Source organism: Leptolyngbya sp. PL-A3, from assembly GCF_039962325.1.
Taxonomy (GTDB): domain Bacteria; phylum Cyanobacteriota; class Cyanobacteriia; order Elainellales; family Elainellaceae; genus Vacuolonema.
The window spans coordinates 13,067-31,597 of record NZ_JAMPLB010000072.1 but is presented as its reverse complement, the minus strand read 5'-3'; the positions used below and the strand labels follow the sequence as shown (position 1 = coordinate 31,597).

Here is an 18,531-nt window from a genome sequence, read left to right as displayed (position 1 = left end):
AAAACGGTGGGTTGTAGAACGAACATTTGGCTGGTTAATGGGATGTCGGCGCTTGGTGAGGGATTATGAGCATTTGTCCGAAACATCAGAGACGTTTATTTATCTAGCGATGATCCGTATTATGGTGCGGCGATTGGCATGATTTCTAACACCCCAAAACTTTTCAAACATCCTCTAAAGGTATGTCGCCAGCTAGAAGAACTACATCTGTTCTGCACAGGGGAATACGTCCCTAATCGCCAGGACAAGAAGATGAGAGAAAAGACATTTTATAACCATCGAGAACGTGCTCTTGACTTTTTAGGATGGCTTAAAAATGTTGAAGGGTGGCAAGAAGAATCTTTAGACTTGTGCCTTCTAGAGAATACTAGTTTACTTAATAAATTCCTTTCCTGGGAAATCAATGAGAGAGGTAACACTTGCGGCTGGGCACAGGGATTTTGTGATTTAGCTATAAACGTTGCAAAATGGCAACACTGTCACGAGTCAAAAAAACCACAATATAGAGATGTTGAATCCGTTGAAGAGATTCGGATGATCAACAATAAGTTAGCTGAACGCTATGAGGAACAAAAGAAGGCGAATAAGAAATCGAAACGCTCTGAAAAAGAAATGACCTTAGAACAATGCGTTGAGATTTTAAAGTACCTAAAAAAATGCTGTGCCACAAGGGATTCTTGGGGTACCAAACGTTCTGATATTTCTGTACTCCGGGCTTGGCAGCGTTATTTAGTCATTGCTATTTTGACCTATTGTCCAATTCGACAGCGTGAAATAAGAGAACTAGAACTTGGTCGTACCCTCTTCCGTACTGAAAATGGTTATCGAGTTATTCTCCAACCAGAAGACAATAAAACTGGAGATGACCGTGATTTTATGTTGTCAGATATCTTGGCACAGGAGGTTGTAGCAGATTTAGATGAATGGTTTGATTACTGGAGACCTAAGATTAAAATTGCTATGAATGATTTAGATAGTTGGCTTAGTTTAGTAAGTCGTCGTGAATATAAGAATGTTAAAGAGCTAACTAACTACGTCGGCGAGTTAGAAGAAGGTATCCGACAAGCAGAAATAAAGGGAGATAACGAGAAGTTCACAATGCTTCAAAAGCGTTTAGATTCTGTACAAGATAATTATTTAACTTTATCGGAGGCAAAAGCAAATTTTCAAGAGAAATTAGTTTTTACATCTCTTGGTACTTATAAACTTGAGGGCTATGGTAAGGAGTTATCTGCTAGCGGTTTAGTTACGATGGTAACTCGTGCTGTTTATAGCTCTTCTGTAGCACTTAAGGCTGAAGGAAATCCCTTATTTGAAAATGTTGATCCCCGCAAAACGAATCCTCACTACTATAGGAATATTGCAATCACTCACGAGCGCCGATATGGCGAACCACAAAAACGAAAGGCTTTCCACAAAGTGCTTGGAAACTCTGAAAAGGTTGGAGACGAAGTTTATAACGAAATGCATCCAGCAGAAAAAACTATTGATGCCAAAGATTGGTGGCAATCTGAAACATTGCAAGGTAAATCTGCAATCATTGCCCACATTAAAGTACTTATGGCCAAGCTAACTTCCGAAGAAAAGCGCCAACTGTTTTTAGAGTTTCTATAGAAATCTTTGAAGATTGAATTTTGAACACTATCGAACTGCAAATAAAATCAGCTAGGTAGGTAATCAAATCTATCGGATATTGCTGCACTCCTACTCCCATCTAAAGTAACGAAGCTAGGTCTTGAGCAATGGATGAACTTCTTATTGATGAATGAACCGTAGACGTAGGTGTGGACAAAGTGAGGATGTAGACCGCTTTTGTGGTCAGGTGTGAACGCTGTCCACACCCTAATCCACACCTATCTATAGCATCCGCATCTGCCCACAGTCCACAGGGATTTACACGTGCCAACAGAGGTTAACAACGGTATCTGAGGAACTCTCCCTCCCCGTCCACACTGCCAATTTCTTGCACAGCTAACTGACGGAAGTAGCCCCGAATGATAGCGGTGGAGACCTGAGTGGTCTTCAGCAAACGAATTCCTGAACGCGCATCGCGGGCTGTTATCCAATCTCCCCGACGGTGAGCAAATTCGACAATTGCCCTCAACTCCCTCGGCAACCCATCCAACCGCTCATCCTTGGCTTCTTCTATTGGTACATTGGATTGTGCAGAACTAGCCTGATAGAGGCGTTCCAGCATCTCAGGGGTCAACTGAAATGGGTTCACCTGCTCATCTGACTGTTGGGTAGCTTCGGAAGGAGCAGTTGCAGGAGCAGTCACAGCTTCGGCTTCAGGGGTAGTGGAGGTGATCGCATACTGCTTTTGCAGTTCGGGCAACCACAACCAATCTGGGATCGTCAGCAAAACTTCTCCATGGCCAGGACGGAGCATCTTCACCTGGGCACTACGCACCTGCTCACCCCAATCCGTCTCCCCGTATTGGCGCGTCAATTGAATCGCAGAGCTATCCAGCAGGTCTCTGACTCCCTTAATGCCTGCAAAGCCACCGGAAAGAGTACGAGCATGATTAATCAGAATCGGTGCAATGCCGTGCTTATCGCTCTCACTCAAAGCTGTTCGCACTAGAGACTGACCCAGTTCCTCATGACCGTTGCTGTACTGGGTCAACTCGTCGATCACCAAACTTTGGCGATCGCCTCCCATCCGCAGGTTCTCTACCAAGTCGCTGTAGAACGCCTGAATCGCATCAAAGTCACCACCGGCTCCTACCACCACACCCGCAAAAATCTTCTGCCCGTCACGGTGGGGAGTGACAGCAATCGTGGGCCATCCCAGCAGATAGCTGCGGAGGTAGGCGATCGCACTGGCCAGGCTCGACTTCCCGCACTGTTGAGGGCCAGACACTACCACCAGCTTCCCCATCAGCACAAAGCGCATATCGGGGCAGTCTGCCACCAGACGTTGCCACAACTGCCACTGAAGTTCGCTCCAGTTTTTAGAAATGGGGGGTGGTGCGATCGGACTTAGAGAAGGGATGGCAGCCGTGTCAATAGTTTTGGGTTCAGCAGTGGTAGCGATAGAGGTACTCCCAGCAGCATTCAACTGCGCTAATACCCGGCGCTGGGACTCGTTCAAATAGCGCTCAATCCGTCCATTCTCGATGTCGTCAAAGGCTCGCTCGCCCCGACGCACTTTGTCTACCATGTACATCCCGCCTACAAGACCAACGGCGATCGCCAACGGAGCAGAGGCCAGAATAGATAAACAGTAGCCCACGCTGCCCAGAGTTGCCACCAGGGGCAGCATGAGGGAGCCGTGGTAGTTCTGGAGAATGCGATCGCCCGCCTGCTGCACAAGGGCGCTATGTGGGTCTAAACCCGATTCGGCAATCTGTTGAATCGCTTTGATATCAGAAAAGTTCATAAGAGTTCTCCTCAAAGGGTAAAGAAAAAGGGGCACCACGGCAGTGCCGCGATGCCCCAGATGAAGCGTGATCAGTTGCTCTCAGACTTATTGGAGGGCCGCAGCAGAGTAAAACGAGAGGCTCGATCTAGTAGGTCAGATACGAGGCCATTGCCGTTGCCATTTGAAGCAGCAGAACCATTTGTTTGCTGCTTTGCTTGGGCGATCGCTTGGTCTACAGCTTCATCCCCGTAAGTTTTCCGCAAGTGCTTGATGAGCGAGCTTTCTTCTTCTGGCGGAGGGGCTGCTGATTTGGTGGGCTGCTTCGGCTTTGACGATGAACCCGTAGCTATGGATGAAGTCGTTGGCTGCTTCTCAGGCTTGAAAATGGCTCGACCGCCTTCGGCCAACAACCAAAGGAAGCAAACCACTTGCACTGTTGAAAGGCAGATAACTAGCCAAAGCAAATCGCCCCAATTAATTACCAAACCTGTAAAGGAAACTACGAACGGCTTGAAGTAACGAAGCAGGATAGCCAGGTCGGTGCAGAATGCCGCATAGCAGAGCAGCATGATGCGACCAATCCAGCGTTGCGGGAAAGCGTTGTATTGGGTCTTAAGGCTGGCAACCAGGGGATTGTCCTTGTCATTCACCTCCAGCCCACGGAAGCGTTCAGCGGCTTTAATTAGAAGAGCCAAGGCACCAAGGGAGCCTTTTACCAGTAGAGGAAGCACTTCCAGCACTTGCAGTAGTGCCCATAGCACCAGAGCCACAAAGCCAATCAGGAGCTTGAAGAATCCTTCTGGAGCAAAGAAGGACATCAAGATCTTGTAGTAGAGAGTCGCATTCCAGACGCAGAACACGACCAGACCAATCCGCGTAACCAGAACCAGCATCGTGATACCAAAGGAACCGGAATTCCCTAAACCGGGGTTTTTGAGCGTGTTTGCCATTAGCCCTCACCTCCGATTTGGCCGAAGTGCGCACCATTGGTCACGGCTCGTTCGATCGCCTTTCGCACCACGTCCGGTGCTGCGTTTCCAGCGAACTGAGTGATCCGGCCATCTTCACCGACGATCGCAGTTCCACCGATCGAATCGCAGACTACCAGGCCCGGTTGCAGGGGATTGCCATTAATCCCGCTGACTACTTTGGAGTTAGGCACCAGTTGGGCGAAGTAGCCGTTTTCAGAGAGTAGTAGGCAATCGGCATCGTAGCGAGCATTGGCGATCGCCCGCTCTTGCTCCATCAGTTCATTACTACGTTGCAGGTTGGCAACACGAGTGACCTCGCTCTGGCGTTGCTGGTAGCGCTCCCATTGGCGCGGAGCTTCCAGAGCAACAGCACCAGCGGCCACTAGCACGACGGCCAGGGGAGTTAGTTGTTGGGTCAGGGTTTTATCAGGATCTGGGTTTCGTAACATAGGATTGTTCCTCTCGATTTGCGTGGAGTGGACAGGGGGCGATCGCCTCGGCCTGAGAAACTGGGCGATCGCTCTCCCCTAAAGAATTTGGGGTATCCCAATCAGGGATTGGTGAATTGGGTGAATGAGGGCACTGGTGAGCAACGGTGAACGCTAGGGCAGCACTCAGCAGCCCAATCAAGATGAAGATAAAGGGCCAGTAGGGTTTTCCTGCGGCTTTCCCAGGTCAAGCAATTGAGCCAGCATTTCTTGAAGGTCTGAGGTAGTAGTAGTCTGCTGCGATGCCAGAAGCTGAGATTTGAGGGCAGCCACTTTCAGATCCACGACCGTTCCCTGAATAAGGGACTCCAGCTTTTTCTTGTCAGCCTGAGTCTTTTTCAGAGCTTGTTCCTGGGCGGCCACTTTCTCATCCATCGCCTTTTTAGCCGCGCTGGTGGCAATGGTGGCGATCGCCACCACCTGATCTGAGTCCACCGTCTGGCCCATCACCCCATCGAAGTGCCGCACCATAACAGCCGGGTCAAAACCTTCAGGTAGAGCCAGATCAAGCATCTGGGTAGGAGCCAGCGTCGAGTGAGTGACGAAGCCCTCCGGCACCATAGTCACTGTCGGCATAACAGGCGGCTCAGCTTCAGGTTCAGGTTCAGGCTGAATATCGAATTCATGGCGCAGGCGATCGCACATCGTAGGCGTTAGGCCATCAGCCACATCCCATTGCAACTCCTGGCAGCGACGGTAAACGGTCGTCTTTGCCAGACCCGTATCCTTGCAGAACTTTGTTAACGAGGTGTTCATCGGTTAAAGCCTCAAAAGCTTGATGGAACTGGTGGAACACAGCGGAACAGCTTTGGAACAGCATTCTCTCGTCACAAGCGGAACAGCGATCGCCAAACCACTAGTTTCATAGGCCGTTCCAGGTTGTTCCATAACTCTGAAGGGATGCTAACACGGATTGCATCAAATGAATCATTTGCATCAAATGAATTATTTAAGGCAAAATGAGATCGTTCCTCGTAGGAGTTTTAGAATCTATGCATTCCAAGCTCATATCTGATGACATGAAGCGCACCACAGTTAGCTTTGAGGACGACCACTACGCCATCCTGGAAAAGTGGGCAGAAAAAGACATTAGGACTGTGCCGAACCTAATCACGGCAATTGTGGTGAGTGTTCTACGCGGAGAACCCATGTCTGTTCCAACTAACTTGGATAAGAAGTGAGGGCGATCGCCATGAATCCACCCCGGAAAAATCAAGAGTCTCAGCCTCAACCCACTCCCCCTTCCGGAAGCGGGAATGAGGTGCTGGGCCTGCGGATGGATGCCCTCGATCAACGTATGGAGCGCATTGCGATTGCAATTGAGGCCATTGAGGAGCAACTTGCCAGGTTATCTGAGCTATTGGTATCCCATGCCAACGCGCAAGAACAACGCTCCCAGGCTATTGACAGCAAGCTAGACCGTATTGCAACCGCTTTAGAAGGGCATGTCACTCTTGCAAATCAGCAATCTCAAGCAATTGCGGCTCTAACCAACTTGGCCTCGCAACTGTTGGCACGAACGGCATAGGATAAACGCTACAGAATCGACAGGGCGATCACCATGATTGAAGCCGTTCACAACCCAGTCACCTTCGATGAGTTCATCATCTGGTATTCGGAGAACTCAAAGCATTGCTGTGACTTGCGTGATGGCGAGACGGATAAGGGTATATCCGTCACAATGCAAGATTTCACAAAGGACTCAAAACAGCCACCAGTACACTTGCACTTATTAGTGTCTGGAGGTAAATTATTGATCAGCCCGATCAAACACCATACCCGAAGCTTTCGGAAGGAGCGGCAGAACTATCTAGCAGAGATCGCTAGGAGGGTTCTGTCGCTTGTTGGTTTTCATCCTCAGTCAAACCCCAAAATTCTCTTCCTTCAAGGGGTTGATTGGATTATCCTTAACAGGATAGTCGGGGAAATCCTACAGTCCACCAGGGCCTGTAGCCACAAGTTTGCCCACGACATTCTCCAGGAGGTCAGCCCCATGCGTTAGCCCAGATAGGACACAACGCAAAAACTAATAGCCCCAAAAAACAAAAACCGCTACGAGGGGCCAATCTCAAAAGCGGTTTCTGTAAAAGTTACAGGTTATTTGGTTTTGCATAGTCCCACCTTACTTGGTGGATAGCTGAAAGAGTGTTGCTCTCTCAGTACAGGGAGTTTTTGTGTCAAAAACTCACCTAGTCTTGAGACAAAGATAGCACACTGATGGATTTGTGCGTCAATTTTTGCTACAACCTGCTTCTCAAGATTGGGTCTGAAGCGTCCACCCCGCCTTTGCTTCATCGACTCCATATATAGGACTAAGGGCTGAATTAAGCCTATCAAAACACTATGAATACTTTGCTTTCGGAGACTCACACCCCTGAGTCTTCACAGGATTTTTTGTCTAATTTTTCTGCTCACTATCAAGGTTTTTTAGGGCGGGATAAGCTCATTCCCACCAAACGCAAAAATCCTTGTGTTCTCTGTGGGAATACCTCGGGTAAATGTCGAGAGACCAATCACCTCCGGCTTTGCATGGAGTACACCGTTGGTCATTCCGTCGTCCCCGGCTATCGATTTACGGGCTTAAGTAAGGATGGTCTGTGGGGTGTCTGGGTGGTTGACGATCCAGACAATCGCTCTGACGAAGACCGCGAACAATGGTGGCAGGAGCAACAGATCCGGCAACACCTGCGGGAACAAGCCGAAGCCCAACAACGCGCCCAGTCTTTACCTGCTTCTGAACGCGATCGCCATTACCGACCCCTGCTCTCCCACCTCACCCTCCACCCCGAAGACCGGGCCGACCTCCACCGACGCGGCCTCAGCGAAGCCCAAATTAAAGCCAGTGGTTTTGTATCAGTTGAACCGTGGCAGAAACTACCAGAGGACTTCCCCCTCACATTGCCAGGGGTGAATCTGGATGGGCGATCGCTCAACGTTGCTGAAGCCGGATACCTCTGCCCCATCCGCGACATCGACGGATTCATCGTCGGCTTGCAGCTTCGTCTGCGGAATGCTGAAGACGGTGGCCGCTACCGCTGGCTATCAAGCGTCACTCAAAAACGACCTAACGGTCAGCCCCCCAATTTGCCCAATGGCGAGTTACCTCTGGCAGTATTCCGACCTGAGGAACTGACCCGGCAGGCGATCGCCCTGGTCGAGGGAACTGGCCCCAAACCCTTCATCACCTCCCAACGGTTAGAGGTGATCACTATTGGCGCGGCTGGTGGACTCTTTGCCGCCAGTGCCGAAACTCTGCGGGTGACCCTGGAACAGTTAGCCGCAGAATTGGGCACCCACCGCATTGAGTTCTTCCCCGATGCTGGTTCGCTGGAAAACCCAAATGTCCTGCGCCAATACCGAGCCACCTGGGAATTACTGGAACAGGAAGGCTACTCCGTTTTTGTGGGTTGGTGGGGACAAACTTCCAAGGACTATCCCGACATTGACGAGTTGGAGGATGTGAAGGCGATCGCCTTCCTCTCTCCCCAAGCATTTTTGGCAATGGCTCCAGCAGATGTTGCAGCCAAGGTAGCCGCACATCCCCACAAAGCCAAAACTGCAAAGATCGAAGCCGCATTGCATCAGGAGCACAAGCAGCAGGAACGGGAACGTTACCGGGCCGAAACCGATCGCATCATGGCCGAATTCAATGGCCTGCGAGTTGAACCCACGATCGCTCTATCAGGGCGCTACATTCCCTCAGGCCTTCTGCAACTACCCCAAACCGCTGGCATCGTTTTGATTGATGGCCCGATGGGTGTCGGCAAAACCTCAACCGCTCTGAAAGAACTGGTTCAACAGCACCGCCGCCAGTACCCCAATGCCTTTCGTTGTCTCCTTACTCCCAGAAATGCCCTGGGGCGACAGTCCGCTTCCGTACTGGGATTGCCACACCACAGCGACTTCAAAGGCTTTGGCCCCTGCCCCACTGAAGTTACTCTCTGCCCCGAATCTGGATGGCGTTTTCCTACCAAGCGATTACCAGACGGGCCTCCACTGCTCCTCATTGATGAAGTGAGCCAGCTACTCCATCAAGTTCTGGAGGGCAAAACCTCAGGGCGAAACCATGCCCTCAACCTTTGTTGGTTACGATCGCTCTTTCAATGGGTCAAAGAACAGGGCGGCTGGATTGTACTTTCTGAAGATGGCATTACCAATCTGGAAATAGATCTCATCGCCCAAGCTTCCGGCCTTGAGGTAGTGCAATTCCTCAAGTTCGAGCGCACCGAAAACGGGAACAGAGACATTACACTCTTTAGTTCACCCTCCCGCACCTGGGCTGAAATCAAAAAGCGGCTCAGCAAGGGAGAAAACCTCGTCATTGCCAGTGACTCGGCCAAGTGGTTACGTCAAACCCGTGAGATGGCAATCGCCTTCGGCATTGACCCCAATGATATTTGCATTATCGACAGCGAATCTTCGTTAGAAGAGTGGGCACAACAACTCAGCACCAACCCCGATAAGTGGATTGCTAAGCATCGCCCCCGCATCCTGGGCTACTCTCCCACCTTCCAGCAGGGCATCAGTATTGCAGACCCCAACAGTCATTTTCAGGCGATGGCGATCCATCTGGTGCATCTGGACTGGCGATCCGCCAAACAAATGCCTGAACGCCTCAGAACCGATGTTCCTCGCTTTGGTTATGTGAAACCTTCTGGTGCTCGTACCGATGAATTCTTTAGCAGTTGTCGTCCTGAGGTCATCGTTCGCGACTTCTACCGCAATGTTGGAGGAGTAGAGAAGCTGACGCAGTTTGCCGAGTACGCACGGTCCAAAGATGTGAAGAATGCCGACGGGGTTCCTCTCGACCTGGTGGAGGCGATCGCCAACCTCAAAGCGTCAGAAAATGACCCTAATTCTGACTTCGGCTTTTGGCTACACCACTATGCCCGTTACCAGGCCAGGGGTACTTACAATCGTCTGACCTTACGAGAAAGCCTGGTAGGGCTATGGAAATCGCGAGGATTTAGCGTTCAGTTTGTTGAAGGTACAGCTAAGGCAGAGATTGAGGAGCGGCAACGGATTGGAGGGAAGTTGGCGATCGCCAAAGCCTCTACCTTTGCCCAACTCGATGCGAGTGAAATAACCCTGACAGAAGCCCGCTCCATCCTGGAAGAAGTGGAAGCCACCCAGGAGCAACGGGAACTGGCCCACAAGCGATTACTTCAGGATAAGTTGCCAGGAGTGGATCTGAATGACCCGCAATTTATCCTGAAGATTCTCGTGGAAGACAACGGACGTTTCCTAAAAACTGCCGAACTGCTTTGGATGGCACGCAACCCAAAAGCTGCCCAATGGCTAGACCGCTGGACCTGGATGAATGAACTCACCCAGGCAACCCGACGGGGGCACTTTGCAAGCTATACTCGCCTTTCCTTCCGCTCCGGTCAGGCAAAGCTACTGAATGAATGTCCGCTCCAGCCCTTCATTGATGGCAAGGTTGGGCAATGGGATAACAACAGCCGGGAGGCGATCGCTGTCCACCAATGGGCAGTCCTGCGCCGTCACCAGTTCCGCCGCTACCTGCGACTCAACATCTCCCAAGACCATCCCCCGGTCAAAACCGTCAACAAGTTGCTGCGGAAGCTGGGGTACGAGGTTAAGCACCAGGGTTGGAAGGGGAGCCGGGAGCAACGGGAGCGTCAGTACGGCATCGCGAACCTCCAAGACACCGACCGCGATGCCATCGTGAAAGCGTTGGAAGAGCGGTTTATCAAGCGTCTTGAGGACAAGGAGGGCATCTCCGATCCGGCAGATTCAGTTCCCGTGATCGCAGCTTGTATAGAGATACCACCCCTTCCAAGTTGCGATCACGGACCTCAGCCTGATTGGTCAAAATGCCCTCAGGATGTGCTGGTCATGATGCAGGCGGCGTGGGCTGATGCGGAGAACGAGCATCAGCGGCAGGCGGTTTTGGATGCGATCGCGGAGTATGGGAGGGCGGTCGCATAGTCCTTCTATTAATGCCGAAATACTCAGCCTTGTTAGGTACTTGGAGATGGCGCGACTACTTTGCTCTTGTGGGGAAATAAGTAAAGACTGGGTTGGGGATAGCCATTATGGCAGTCCCAGGAGTTGCTTCTGTTTGGGCATACTGAGCGGGTAATGCAATGTGGCAAAAGCTCGGTAAACCCCTGGAATGGCAACATCTACTCGTCACTTTCCGCTCGCTGCTCAGGCTCATCGATGGACCCAACTTTTTGACTTTCGTCAGGTTCCTTTCTGGAAACAAGCGATCGCAGCAATGCTGTATCTCAGTCTGGCTTACCTATCAAATTTTGCGATAGATCCAGTGTCTGGTTTTACCTCTGTCTGGTTTCCAACGGGAGTCAGTGTTGGGCTCATTTACATCTGGGGCTATCCTATCTGGTTAGGCTCAATGGTAGGAGGCCTCCTAACTCAAATTATTTTTTTCAATGGTCTATCTACTGTCTCTGATCTGTTGCTGACACTTCTGATAATCGTGATCGGCACAATTGGTCAGTTATTAGGGGTTTACTGGACGGCCCACTTAACGAATAATCGCTACTTCTTAGGCCATGCTAAAGATACAACTTACTTTATTACCTGTAACTGCTTTCTAAGTCCTCTTTTCGCTGCAGTCCTCACTCCACTCATCCTCTGCTTGCTAGGCAAGTTTGCCTGGTCGTTTTACCTACCTATTGCTCTAGGAGTGTGGATGGGAGATTCTTTTGCCACTATGTCCGTAACGCCCTTAATTGTGACCTGGGATCAAAATGCTCCTATATTTAGGCGGCTACTCCAGCAACAGCCCATTGAAGGGATGCTCATTCTATTCCTGATGCTGGTGGTAAACCAAATTGCTTTTATTCAAGGCTATCCTGTCGCCTATCTCTTAGTTCCTTTAATCATTTGGGCTGCGTTTCGCTTTGGGGAATTGGGTGCAACACTGCTGATGGTTAGTACGGCTGTGATTGCAATTATCGGTACTGTTCAAGGGCATAGTGCGTTTACCTATAAGTCCCTCAATTCATCTGTAATACTGCTGCAATCTTTCATTGCATTCATTAGCATTACGACCTTAACTTTAAGTGCTGTTCTAAATGAAAACGAGCGAGCTAAATCCGATTTGAAATACACGAATGCGATGCTTACCCAGTTTCTTAACACCTTGCCGGTTGGAGTGAGCGTTCATAGTCAGAATGGGACTGTTCTATACTCCAACCCGCTGGCTGAACAACTCCTAAAGGTAAATCAGGATGCCGAAGGTAACTCATCCACCTGGCACGGCTCCATCTACCGCGCCGGTTTGGACACTGCGTGTTCTTCTGAGAACCTGCCAGTAACCCGAGCTCTCGAAGGAGAATATCTACTCGATGATGACTTAGAAATTCATCGGGGAGACCGAGTGATTCCCCTGGAAGTACGAGGGACACCCATACTCGATGACCAGGGGCGAGTGACTTCTGCAATTGTTGTCTGGCAAGATATCAGTGAGCGCAAGCGAACTGAAGCTATTTTGGCTGACTATACTCGGGAATTAGAGTTGGAGGTCACCCATCGGACGCGAGAACTGGCCAATACGAATCAGCAATTGCAGCGAGAAATTCAAGAACGGGAGCGCGCGCAGGTAGCGCTTGACGAAGCGGTACATAAATTACAGCAGCTTATTAATATTGATGGACTTACCCAAATTGCGAATCGTCGCTGCTTTGATGGGCGACTCCGTTGGGAATGGCAAAGAGCTGCCCTAGAAAGGCTACCCCTAACCCTCATTCTGTTAGATGTGGATTATTTCAAGCGATATAACGACTTGTATGGTCATCAGGCCGGGGATGAATGTTTGATACGAGTTGCCCAAACGGCTGCACGGGCTGTAAAACGTCCAGATGACCTAGTTGCTCGCTATGGGGGCGAAGAATTTGCGGTTATTCTCCCCAATACCGACTGTAATGGAGCCATCCTGGTAGCTCAACGGCTTCAGAACGCCATGGAGGTTTTGAAAATTGCCTATGAAGGGTCTGAGGTCAGTCAGACGGTTACCCTCAGTATGGGAATAGTCCAGATACTACCTGGACAAAATAGCAACATAAACGCTTTTATTCAACTTGCCGATCAAGCTTTATACGAAGCGAAGCGGTTAGGGCGTAAACAATATGTTGTTGTGAAGGAATCTTAGTTAGATGCTTTACCCTTTCTAAAGCATGTAGTCGATTGCCTCCGTATTAAGACGGCCCCATATTAGCAAGCTGGGGAAGCACCTCTGGTTTTTTTAGAGAGGTGCTCGCTAGCCCTCCTAACTGGAATAAAACCCCTGCTCATGACCCCTAATTGCCTCAAACCATAATGGGTAATAGGTGTAGGCGATCGCACTCACATAAAGGAACCTCAGCAGCAGGCCCAAAGCTTACTAGATAAGGTACTTTGCTCCTAGCTTCTTCGCGGGTAGGTGCCCCTAGTACAGTGATCGCCCAACTCAGGTATATAGGTAGCAGTGGTGCGACGGTATTTCGGGGTAGGGCCAAGACACGGGGGTGGGGCCTGGGCTCTACCTTAAGGAGTACCTCTGTCATCCTTATCTATGCCTTTCTGCTTAAGCATTCTCCTCCGATAGTTATGTATCCACGTTCCAGTTTTCCCTTAAAAACAAAGTATTACCAGGTTCGGAAGGTTTGCTATGAGCATTGAAGAGATTCAACGCCAATTGACGGAGTGCGATCGCGTTACTCTTGAGTATCACTACTCTTTTACCGAACTCCTGGTACGCCAGCAGAGATTAGTCGGCTATAAAGCGTCTATGTTGGCCCAATTCCCTCTTCCCAAGGAGACCGAGAGTAACTTTCAACTCATAGATCAATACCTGATGCGGGCGAATGAAGCTTTAGAGGACATCCGTCGTAAGATTAGAAATTGCTCGAATTTACGATGCAATATTGAGCACCTACAAGATTAGAAAGCTCAACGTATAGCAATTTCGTTGCGTCGGTCCCCAGAGAAAACGCCCCCGCTCTTGGCTGAGGAGTGCTTTGAATCATCTGTCTATCCACAATTTCGTAGTACGAGGAGGAAAGCATCATGTTTTCCACCTAACACTTCCACCAGGACTCCTCAGGTGCAGCAATCTTTTATAAAGAAGTGCCAGTAGCGCAGCTAAGGTTCATCAACAATCAGGCATCTTGAAAAAACTTTGTGCCTCTCAGTAGAGGTGGATGATTGTGTCTAGTCTTATACTCAATCCGTTTTCTTTACTAGGTGTCGAGGAGGAAAAAGAATATGGAGAACCAGAGCACATCGTCTACTCAACGTCCATTGACATTAAAAACTTTACTTCCGACTATTTTTAGTGCCTTTTCTGTTGTGACAGCTAGCTGGGTTGCCTATCAAAACACTCAGCTTACTCCCAAAGTTGATGAGATTCAGAGCCAAGTACAACAACTTAGAAGCCAAGTTGAACAAGCAAATAGTGGTGTATCTAGTCTTCAACAACTGGATGATGCCCGGAAAAGAGAATTGTTTAGGAGGTTGACTGAGAACAAAAATAACCAGGAGGAAGTTCGAAACGTCTTTCGAACAGTGTTTCCCGAAGATGAGTTCTGGGTGGAGGAATTACGGGGTAATTCTACGAGTGGTGCGACTCAATAATTTGGGATAACAAAGAATTTAACCGGCGGGTTACAGAGGGGCAATCGCCAACAAACAAAAATGCCGTAGCCCCCACGACCCGGTGTAAATTACCTTTTCCATCAGGTTTCTTAATTTTATATTGTAAGAATGAAAAGTATTGAGCGCCAATTAACTTGGGCTCTTCCGGGCTTTTGGTGATGATGGGTGTGCTCACCAATTTACTTCAATGTGATTCCTAAGATCTAGAACAGGCTAAAGTTCTCGATTTTTTCCACTGCATTATCAGTACTATGCAGGATTTCATAATGATTTATCTTTTGTGGATTTAGTGTTTTCATTAACCCCGTTAGGATGCGATTTTCCACTAAAGGCAATCACACTATCATTTCATTGTCCAGACTGAGGATCTATCGCCTCTCCACTCTTCTGAGGATAGGAAGTATGCTCCAGCCGATTTAGCTGCTGCCTTATCTTCAGCCCGATCACTGACAAACAGAATCAGTGGCGGTTCATTAGCGTGAAAGAAGCTTACCGCTTCAATCATCCCTGGTCCTGGCTTTCTAAAAGACCCAACCAAATGACGACAGTAGGCGTGGACGTGCTTATATCTAACTTCATACACGCAGGGAGTCGGTTGATTTACTTTCGGTTCCCATCCCACTTGATAGCATTCTCGACCTTCAAAATCTGGACAGAAGTAGGCATACATCAGTGAGGAGTAATCGATTAGAAAAAGACAATAGCTCATCTCCTGAATGGCATCCTTCAGCGTCTTGTGCCCTGCTGCGACCTCACATTGGTTGGAGACAATCGCGATCTTCCACCCATCCGTTGCGTAGCGCGCGATCGTTTCCTTTGTTCTTGGCAGTAGTTTTTGGTCAGTCGGATTTTGAACGAACTTAGCTCCTGATTTAGGGACCGTGATAGCTCCCTCTTTATCCAGAATGAGGAGTTTATGCATGGGTACGATTACCTCATGTAGCTCTCTAAGAATGCTCCTTGAAATACTATCAAGTGCTCGCGTGGTGATTATGGAATGGGGTGAACACGGCGTGAATATCCTTGTGTTATGTCAGTCTTTGTTCAATCGACTTGCCTCTACCCGGTCAACATAGGCGATCGCCCCGGTAAGCCCTGCATACTCGTATTCAATCGCCATCACGTTTCGGAGGCTTTCTGCTGCTTTTGGTGTTGACTCTGCCAGTAGGGCTTCAAACCGGGCCCTTAGGTCTTCAGGAATTTGATTGGCATAGATTGAGGTCCAGATCTCACGTTGAGCATCGAAATTGTTAGCCACGAACGAGCGTTCCTTCTTTTTTCTGTCGGCAAATGTCTGATTGCCTTATTTTTCCCTTTGTGACAATAGCTTAATACTCTTTAGAGTAAGTTTAATTAAGTTTTTACTTTTATGAACAGCGATCGCCCTTTTTTGTGCTGTTACCAGAGAGCCTTAATCGTCATGACTTTTGATTTCAAACCAGTCCTCGATGCTGTGAAGAATAGGGCAATTCTGTTTCTCTAAAAACTATGGGTGAATTACTACCAACTAATCAGGAAGCTGAAATACTGGAGGAACCTTGAAATTGCTCTTGCAGGCTGGTGAAAGTAGTAAGGACTTAGGCTCAGGACAAGCCTCCATTAATGAATTGCTGCAATGCGTTAGGGCAAAAGCCAGCGATGAGCGAGCCCATATGTTCGTTTCTACCGAGGATGTTTTGAGCGAGATTGCTACCAAACTTTTCCAATCTGACTCCAATACAGAGCTCAGATCCTGTGATGTAGGGGTGTCGCTGGAAAGAATGTTTTTTTGCCCTGACTTTGGTGAGCGCCTAGAGGAAAAGGACGGCAAGACCTTCATCATTGTTACCAAAGCTTTCTCTCCGGTACTCACCGCACCGATACCGTACCCACAACCGCAATTCTACGAGGGAGAGCGATCGCCTAGTTTGCCCTCGGCAACCGTCTCCTGATGCCCGCTCGCTCGCGAGGACTTCTCCAGTATGCAGTGGTTTGACCGTTCAATTCAATCGTCGCCGGACGTGAAGATCACCTGCTGGGTAGGAAGGCGATCGCATGGTGTGTGGTTTGACTGCGATCGCCTTGATTCTCCTAGACAAAGAGATTGACCAATCATGGGGCAATTTCCTGGCTTATTTCAACCAGCCCCAGCGGCAACTTTCCTTCTACCTCAAGTGAGTTGCCCTGCTGTCCTGCTAGTGCCCTCTGGCTTTTCAGCCCTTTTAAGGAGAAGCGATTGCTGAGGTTCCCAACCCAGCGATCGCCCCTGTTTGTTATCCCTGTTACCCAAGGACATTTTTAGGATTCCCAAATTTGTTCGTAGTGCTTGAAGGAGAGCGATCGCACTCGATGCCCAACCTGAGGCGATCGCCTCATGCCACAATCCAAGCCGCTCTTGATTGTCGCCCGTATTGCCTTGCAGGATACGGGCTTTTGTTGGGTTCCATTACCAGTTTTTCCTTGGATAGAAGTTTCCTGAAGGAAAGCATGCCAATCTCTACGTCAACGAATTGTTGTTAGCCGCTACTTCCACCTCGGTGGCCTTTTGTTGAGCGGTTGCCATCAATCCGCATCCCTACCTATTTCCTCGACCGTTACAGCGGGTGTGCTGATGGATCTGCTGTAGAAGCTATTGGAAGCACAGTGAGAGGATGTATGGAATAAACTCTTTCACGTCCCTGCCAAGCTTCTCTAAATTGGTAGGGCTTTTTTACTGGGCATTTCAGGTCCAAGGGTGTGATGTTATCGATCGCCCTCAAATCGCTCTGCAGGTGGACAAAGCTTGCCATCTCTCATGACACAATTCAGCATTAGCACCCGACCCGCGGCTGTACCAAATTCAACGAACGCGGGTCTTTCCTGTGGAAAAGGGGTGATTATCCTATCTAGAATGAACTCATCTTTATGGAAGATGTGACTAGAGAAAAACACTGCAGACTATCAACACTGACAAAGTCTCGTGCTGCCGTGGTCTACCGGCGGCTTTTTGTTGAGCTTTAACAAAAGCCTTCTTTTGGAAGGATGATAAACAGTCGCGATCGCTGAGAAACTGATTGAAATGTTACGGAAACCTCGAGGTGCCGCCGTAGTCTATCGGCGGTTTTTTGTTGGCGATCGCGTTTCTATAGCCTTGTATCCTAGGCGACCTTTCTTACCATCCCTTCCAGAGGATAATCTAAATTGAATAATCACGGACTAAAACCCGCCTTCCTGCTATTCGAGGTGGGCTTTTTGTTGGCAGATTGGCAAGACATGAATGGCGATCGCTGCGAGACTGCTGCGAGACTGCTGAGGACTAGGACAGAAACTTACCCAATCATTGCATTCCTGAATGGCCACCCCTTTGTCACCTCATGGGTGGCTTTCTTTTGCTCTACTGCACCTTCACTTACCCGCCTCGGTTATTGCCACCAGTGCTCTGGTGTTTTCGCTGTAGGGGCGAGCTGAACAAGGGTAGGAGGATCAGGGAAAGACATACCCGGAGCCACGAGAGGATAATCCCGTGGCTTTATATGAGTGGGTGGAATGAGATCAAAGGGATAGACGCTAGAGTTAAGGACAAATAAATTGCTGCCCAACAGCCCTACATCTGTTCTTGGCAGTTGGGCTTTGGGCTTGGCAATCACTTCCCGTGCGACAATTCACCCATATCTATTTCCACTTGCCCGCCTTCATCTGATGGCGGCTTTTTTTGTTTGGCGATCGCTCTGTATGGCACAATCTAGGTTCGTAAGTTTTGATTCCCCCGCGTTGCACTCACAGGCGACGCGGGTTTTTCATGGGCAAAAGCAAGAGCGTAGGGTGATCGCCCTCGGTAGCCTCAGCGCATCAACCCTCCATGGCACAATCCCAATAGTCGGGTTCGCCTCTTGTCGCTATTAGGGATGATTGAAGGGGTGCGATGTAGAAAGTCGAGTGTTTGAGGATTAAAGTTAATCCTCAAACACTCGACTTTCTACATCGCACCCCTTCAAGTAGGCCTAATATCACATTGAATTAATCCTGCCTCTGCCCCCTGCCGTTCCGGCTCAGGCTTGGATTAATTCCCCGGTTGCAACCCGTCTATTCACAGCAACAACACTTTTCTCGCTCTACTCTGTCTCAT

18 protein-coding genes are annotated in these 18,531 nt (G+C 49.2%); 11 read left to right on the top strand and 7 right to left on the bottom strand.

Going from position 1 to position 18,531, the window contains the following annotated elements; all coding sequences use genetic code 11:
• Positions 1-142: transposase (locus tag NDI52_RS29575; protein WP_348256855.1), on the top strand; the 142-nt coding region annotated here is incomplete at its 5' end.
• Positions 139-1,614, top strand: coding sequence for a hypothetical protein (locus tag NDI52_RS29570; protein WP_348256854.1), 1,476 nt, complete (start codon positions 139-141; stop codon positions 1,612-1,614). The genes NDI52_RS29575 and NDI52_RS29570, both read left to right, overlap by 4 nt.
• Positions 1,615-1,912: 298 nt before the next feature.
• Here NDI52_RS29570 and NDI52_RS29565 read toward each other — a convergent pair whose 3' ends face one another.
• The 3 genes from NDI52_RS29565 to NDI52_RS29555 form a co-directional block, all read right to left on the bottom strand.
• On the bottom strand, positions 1,913-3,382 hold the full coding sequence (locus tag NDI52_RS29565; protein WP_348256853.1) for a hypothetical protein: 1,470 nt from the start codon (positions 3,380-3,382) through the stop codon (positions 1,913-1,915).
• Between the two features lie 71 nt (positions 3,383-3,453).
• On the bottom strand, positions 3,454-4,314 hold the full coding sequence (locus NDI52_RS29560) for a hypothetical protein (RefSeq protein WP_348256852.1): 861 nt from the start codon (positions 4,312-4,314) through the stop codon (positions 3,454-3,456).
• Positions 4,314-4,784 (bottom strand): hypothetical protein, encoded by a 471-nt coding sequence (locus NDI52_RS29555; protein WP_348256851.1) that lies wholly within the window; start codon positions 4,782-4,784, stop codon positions 4,314-4,316. The genes NDI52_RS29560 and NDI52_RS29555 overlap by 1 nt, the downstream gene beginning before the upstream one ends.
• Before the next feature lie 18 nt (positions 4,785-4,802).
• On the opposite strand from NDI52_RS29555, the gene NDI52_RS29550 reads away from it, so the two are divergent.
• Positions 4,803-4,934, top strand: a complete 132-nt coding sequence (locus tag NDI52_RS29550) for a hypothetical protein (RefSeq protein ID WP_348256850.1) — start codon at positions 4,803-4,805, stop codon at positions 4,932-4,934.
• A 27-nt stretch (positions 4,935-4,961) separates the two neighbouring features.
• On the opposite strand, the gene NDI52_RS29545 is transcribed toward NDI52_RS29550, so the two are convergent.
• The gene (locus tag NDI52_RS29545; protein ID WP_348256849.1) at positions 4,962-5,579 is read right to left on the bottom strand and encodes a hypothetical protein; all 618 of its coding nucleotides are present in this window, start codon (positions 5,577-5,579) and stop codon (positions 4,962-4,964) included.
• Positions 5,580-5,815: 236 nt separating this feature from the next.
• Here NDI52_RS29545 and NDI52_RS29540 point away from each other — a divergent pair, with 236 nt between their 5' ends.
• The 7 genes from NDI52_RS29540 to NDI52_RS29510 all read left to right on the top strand — a co-directional run bounded on the left by NDI52_RS29540 (position 5,816) and on the right by NDI52_RS29510 (position 14,426).
• Complete coding sequence (locus NDI52_RS29540; protein ID WP_348256848.1) at positions 5,816-6,004, top strand: hypothetical protein; 189 nt, start codon at positions 5,816-5,818, stop codon at positions 6,002-6,004.
• 11 nt (positions 6,005-6,015) lie between these two features.
• Positions 6,016-6,351, top strand: coding sequence for a hypothetical protein (locus NDI52_RS29535; RefSeq protein ID WP_348256847.1), 336 nt, complete (start codon positions 6,016-6,018; stop codon positions 6,349-6,351).
• Between the two features lie 33 nt (positions 6,352-6,384).
• Positions 6,385-6,825: a hypothetical protein gene (locus NDI52_RS29530; RefSeq protein ID WP_348256846.1), complete on the top strand. Its 441-nt coding sequence runs from the start codon at positions 6,385-6,387 to the stop codon at positions 6,823-6,825.
• 341 nt (positions 6,826-7,166) lie between these two features.
• Positions 7,167-10,775, top strand: coding sequence for a hypothetical protein (locus NDI52_RS29525; protein WP_348256845.1), 3,609 nt, complete (start codon positions 7,167-7,169; stop codon positions 10,773-10,775).
• Between the two features lie 187 nt (positions 10,776-10,962).
• Positions 10,963-12,963: a diguanylate cyclase gene (locus NDI52_RS29520; RefSeq protein WP_348256844.1), complete on the top strand. Its 2,001-nt coding sequence runs from the start codon at positions 10,963-10,965 to the stop codon at positions 12,961-12,963.
• Positions 12,964-13,461: 498 nt separating this feature from the next.
• Positions 13,462-13,737 carry a hypothetical protein gene (locus tag NDI52_RS29515; protein WP_348256843.1) on the top strand — a complete coding sequence of 92 codons (276 nt, stop codon included), beginning with the start codon at positions 13,462-13,464 and terminating at the stop codon, positions 13,735-13,737.
• 320 nt (positions 13,738-14,057) lie between these two features.
• Complete coding sequence (locus NDI52_RS29510; RefSeq protein WP_348256842.1) at positions 14,058-14,426, top strand: hypothetical protein; 369 nt, start codon at positions 14,058-14,060, stop codon at positions 14,424-14,426.
• Positions 14,427-14,790: 364 nt separating this feature from the next.
• Here NDI52_RS29510 and NDI52_RS29505 read toward each other — a convergent pair whose 3' ends face one another.
• Both NDI52_RS29505 and NDI52_RS29500 read right to left on the bottom strand, forming a co-directional pair.
• Entirely contained in the window at positions 14,791-15,369 is a 579-nt protein-coding gene (locus NDI52_RS29505; protein ID WP_348256841.1) for an HAD family hydrolase, read from the bottom strand.
• 111 nt (positions 15,370-15,480) lie between these two features.
• The gene (locus tag NDI52_RS29500; protein ID WP_348256840.1) at positions 15,481-15,705 is read right to left on the bottom strand and encodes a hypothetical protein; all 225 of its coding nucleotides are present in this window, start codon (positions 15,703-15,705) and stop codon (positions 15,481-15,483) included.
• Between the two features lie 280 nt (positions 15,706-15,985).
• Here NDI52_RS29500 and NDI52_RS29495 point away from each other — a divergent pair, with 280 nt between their 5' ends.
• The gene (locus NDI52_RS29495; protein WP_348256839.1) at positions 15,986-16,378 is read left to right on the top strand and encodes a hypothetical protein; all 393 of its coding nucleotides are present in this window, start codon (positions 15,986-15,988) and stop codon (positions 16,376-16,378) included.
• Between the two features lie 1,449 nt (positions 16,379-17,827).
• On the opposite strand, the gene NDI52_RS29490 is transcribed toward NDI52_RS29495, so the two are convergent.
• Entirely contained in the window at positions 17,828-18,052 is a 225-nt protein-coding gene (locus tag NDI52_RS29490) for a hypothetical protein (protein WP_348256838.1), read from the bottom strand.
• Positions 18,053-18,531: the final 479 nt, after the last annotated feature.

Coding starts and splice junctions, on each gene's coding strand:
- NDI52_RS29570 (WP_348256854.1), top strand. CDS start 139: ATGATTTCTAACACCCCAAAACTTTTCAAACATCCTCTAAAGGTATGT.
- NDI52_RS29565 (WP_348256853.1), bottom strand. CDS start 3,382: ATGAACTTTTCTGATATCAAAGCGATTCAACAGATTGCCGAATCGGGT.
- NDI52_RS29560 (WP_348256852.1), bottom strand. CDS start 4,314: ATGGCAAACACGCTCAAAAACCCCGGTTTAGGGAATTCCGGTTCCTTT.
- NDI52_RS29555 (WP_348256851.1), bottom strand. CDS start 4,784: ATGTTACGAAACCCAGATCCTGATAAAACCCTGACCCAACAACTAACT.
- NDI52_RS29545 (WP_348256849.1), bottom strand. CDS start 5,579: ATGAACACCTCGTTAACAAAGTTCTGCAAGGATACGGGTCTGGCAAAG.
- NDI52_RS29540 (WP_348256848.1), top strand. CDS start 5,816: ATGCATTCCAAGCTCATATCTGATGACATGAAGCGCACCACAGTTAGC.
- NDI52_RS29535 (WP_348256847.1), top strand. CDS start 6,016: ATGAATCCACCCCGGAAAAATCAAGAGTCTCAGCCTCAACCCACTCCC.
- NDI52_RS29530 (WP_348256846.1), top strand. CDS start 6,385: ATGATTGAAGCCGTTCACAACCCAGTCACCTTCGATGAGTTCATCATC.
- NDI52_RS29525 (WP_348256845.1), top strand. CDS start 7,167: ATGAATACTTTGCTTTCGGAGACTCACACCCCTGAGTCTTCACAGGAT.
- NDI52_RS29520 (WP_348256844.1), top strand. CDS start 10,963: ATGGCAACATCTACTCGTCACTTTCCGCTCGCTGCTCAGGCTCATCGA.
- NDI52_RS29515 (WP_348256843.1), top strand. CDS start 13,462: ATGAGCATTGAAGAGATTCAACGCCAATTGACGGAGTGCGATCGCGTT.
- NDI52_RS29510 (WP_348256842.1), top strand. CDS start 14,058: ATGGAGAACCAGAGCACATCGTCTACTCAACGTCCATTGACATTAAAA.
- NDI52_RS29505 (WP_348256841.1), bottom strand. CDS start 15,369: ATGCATAAACTCCTCATTCTGGATAAAGAGGGAGCTATCACGGTCCCT.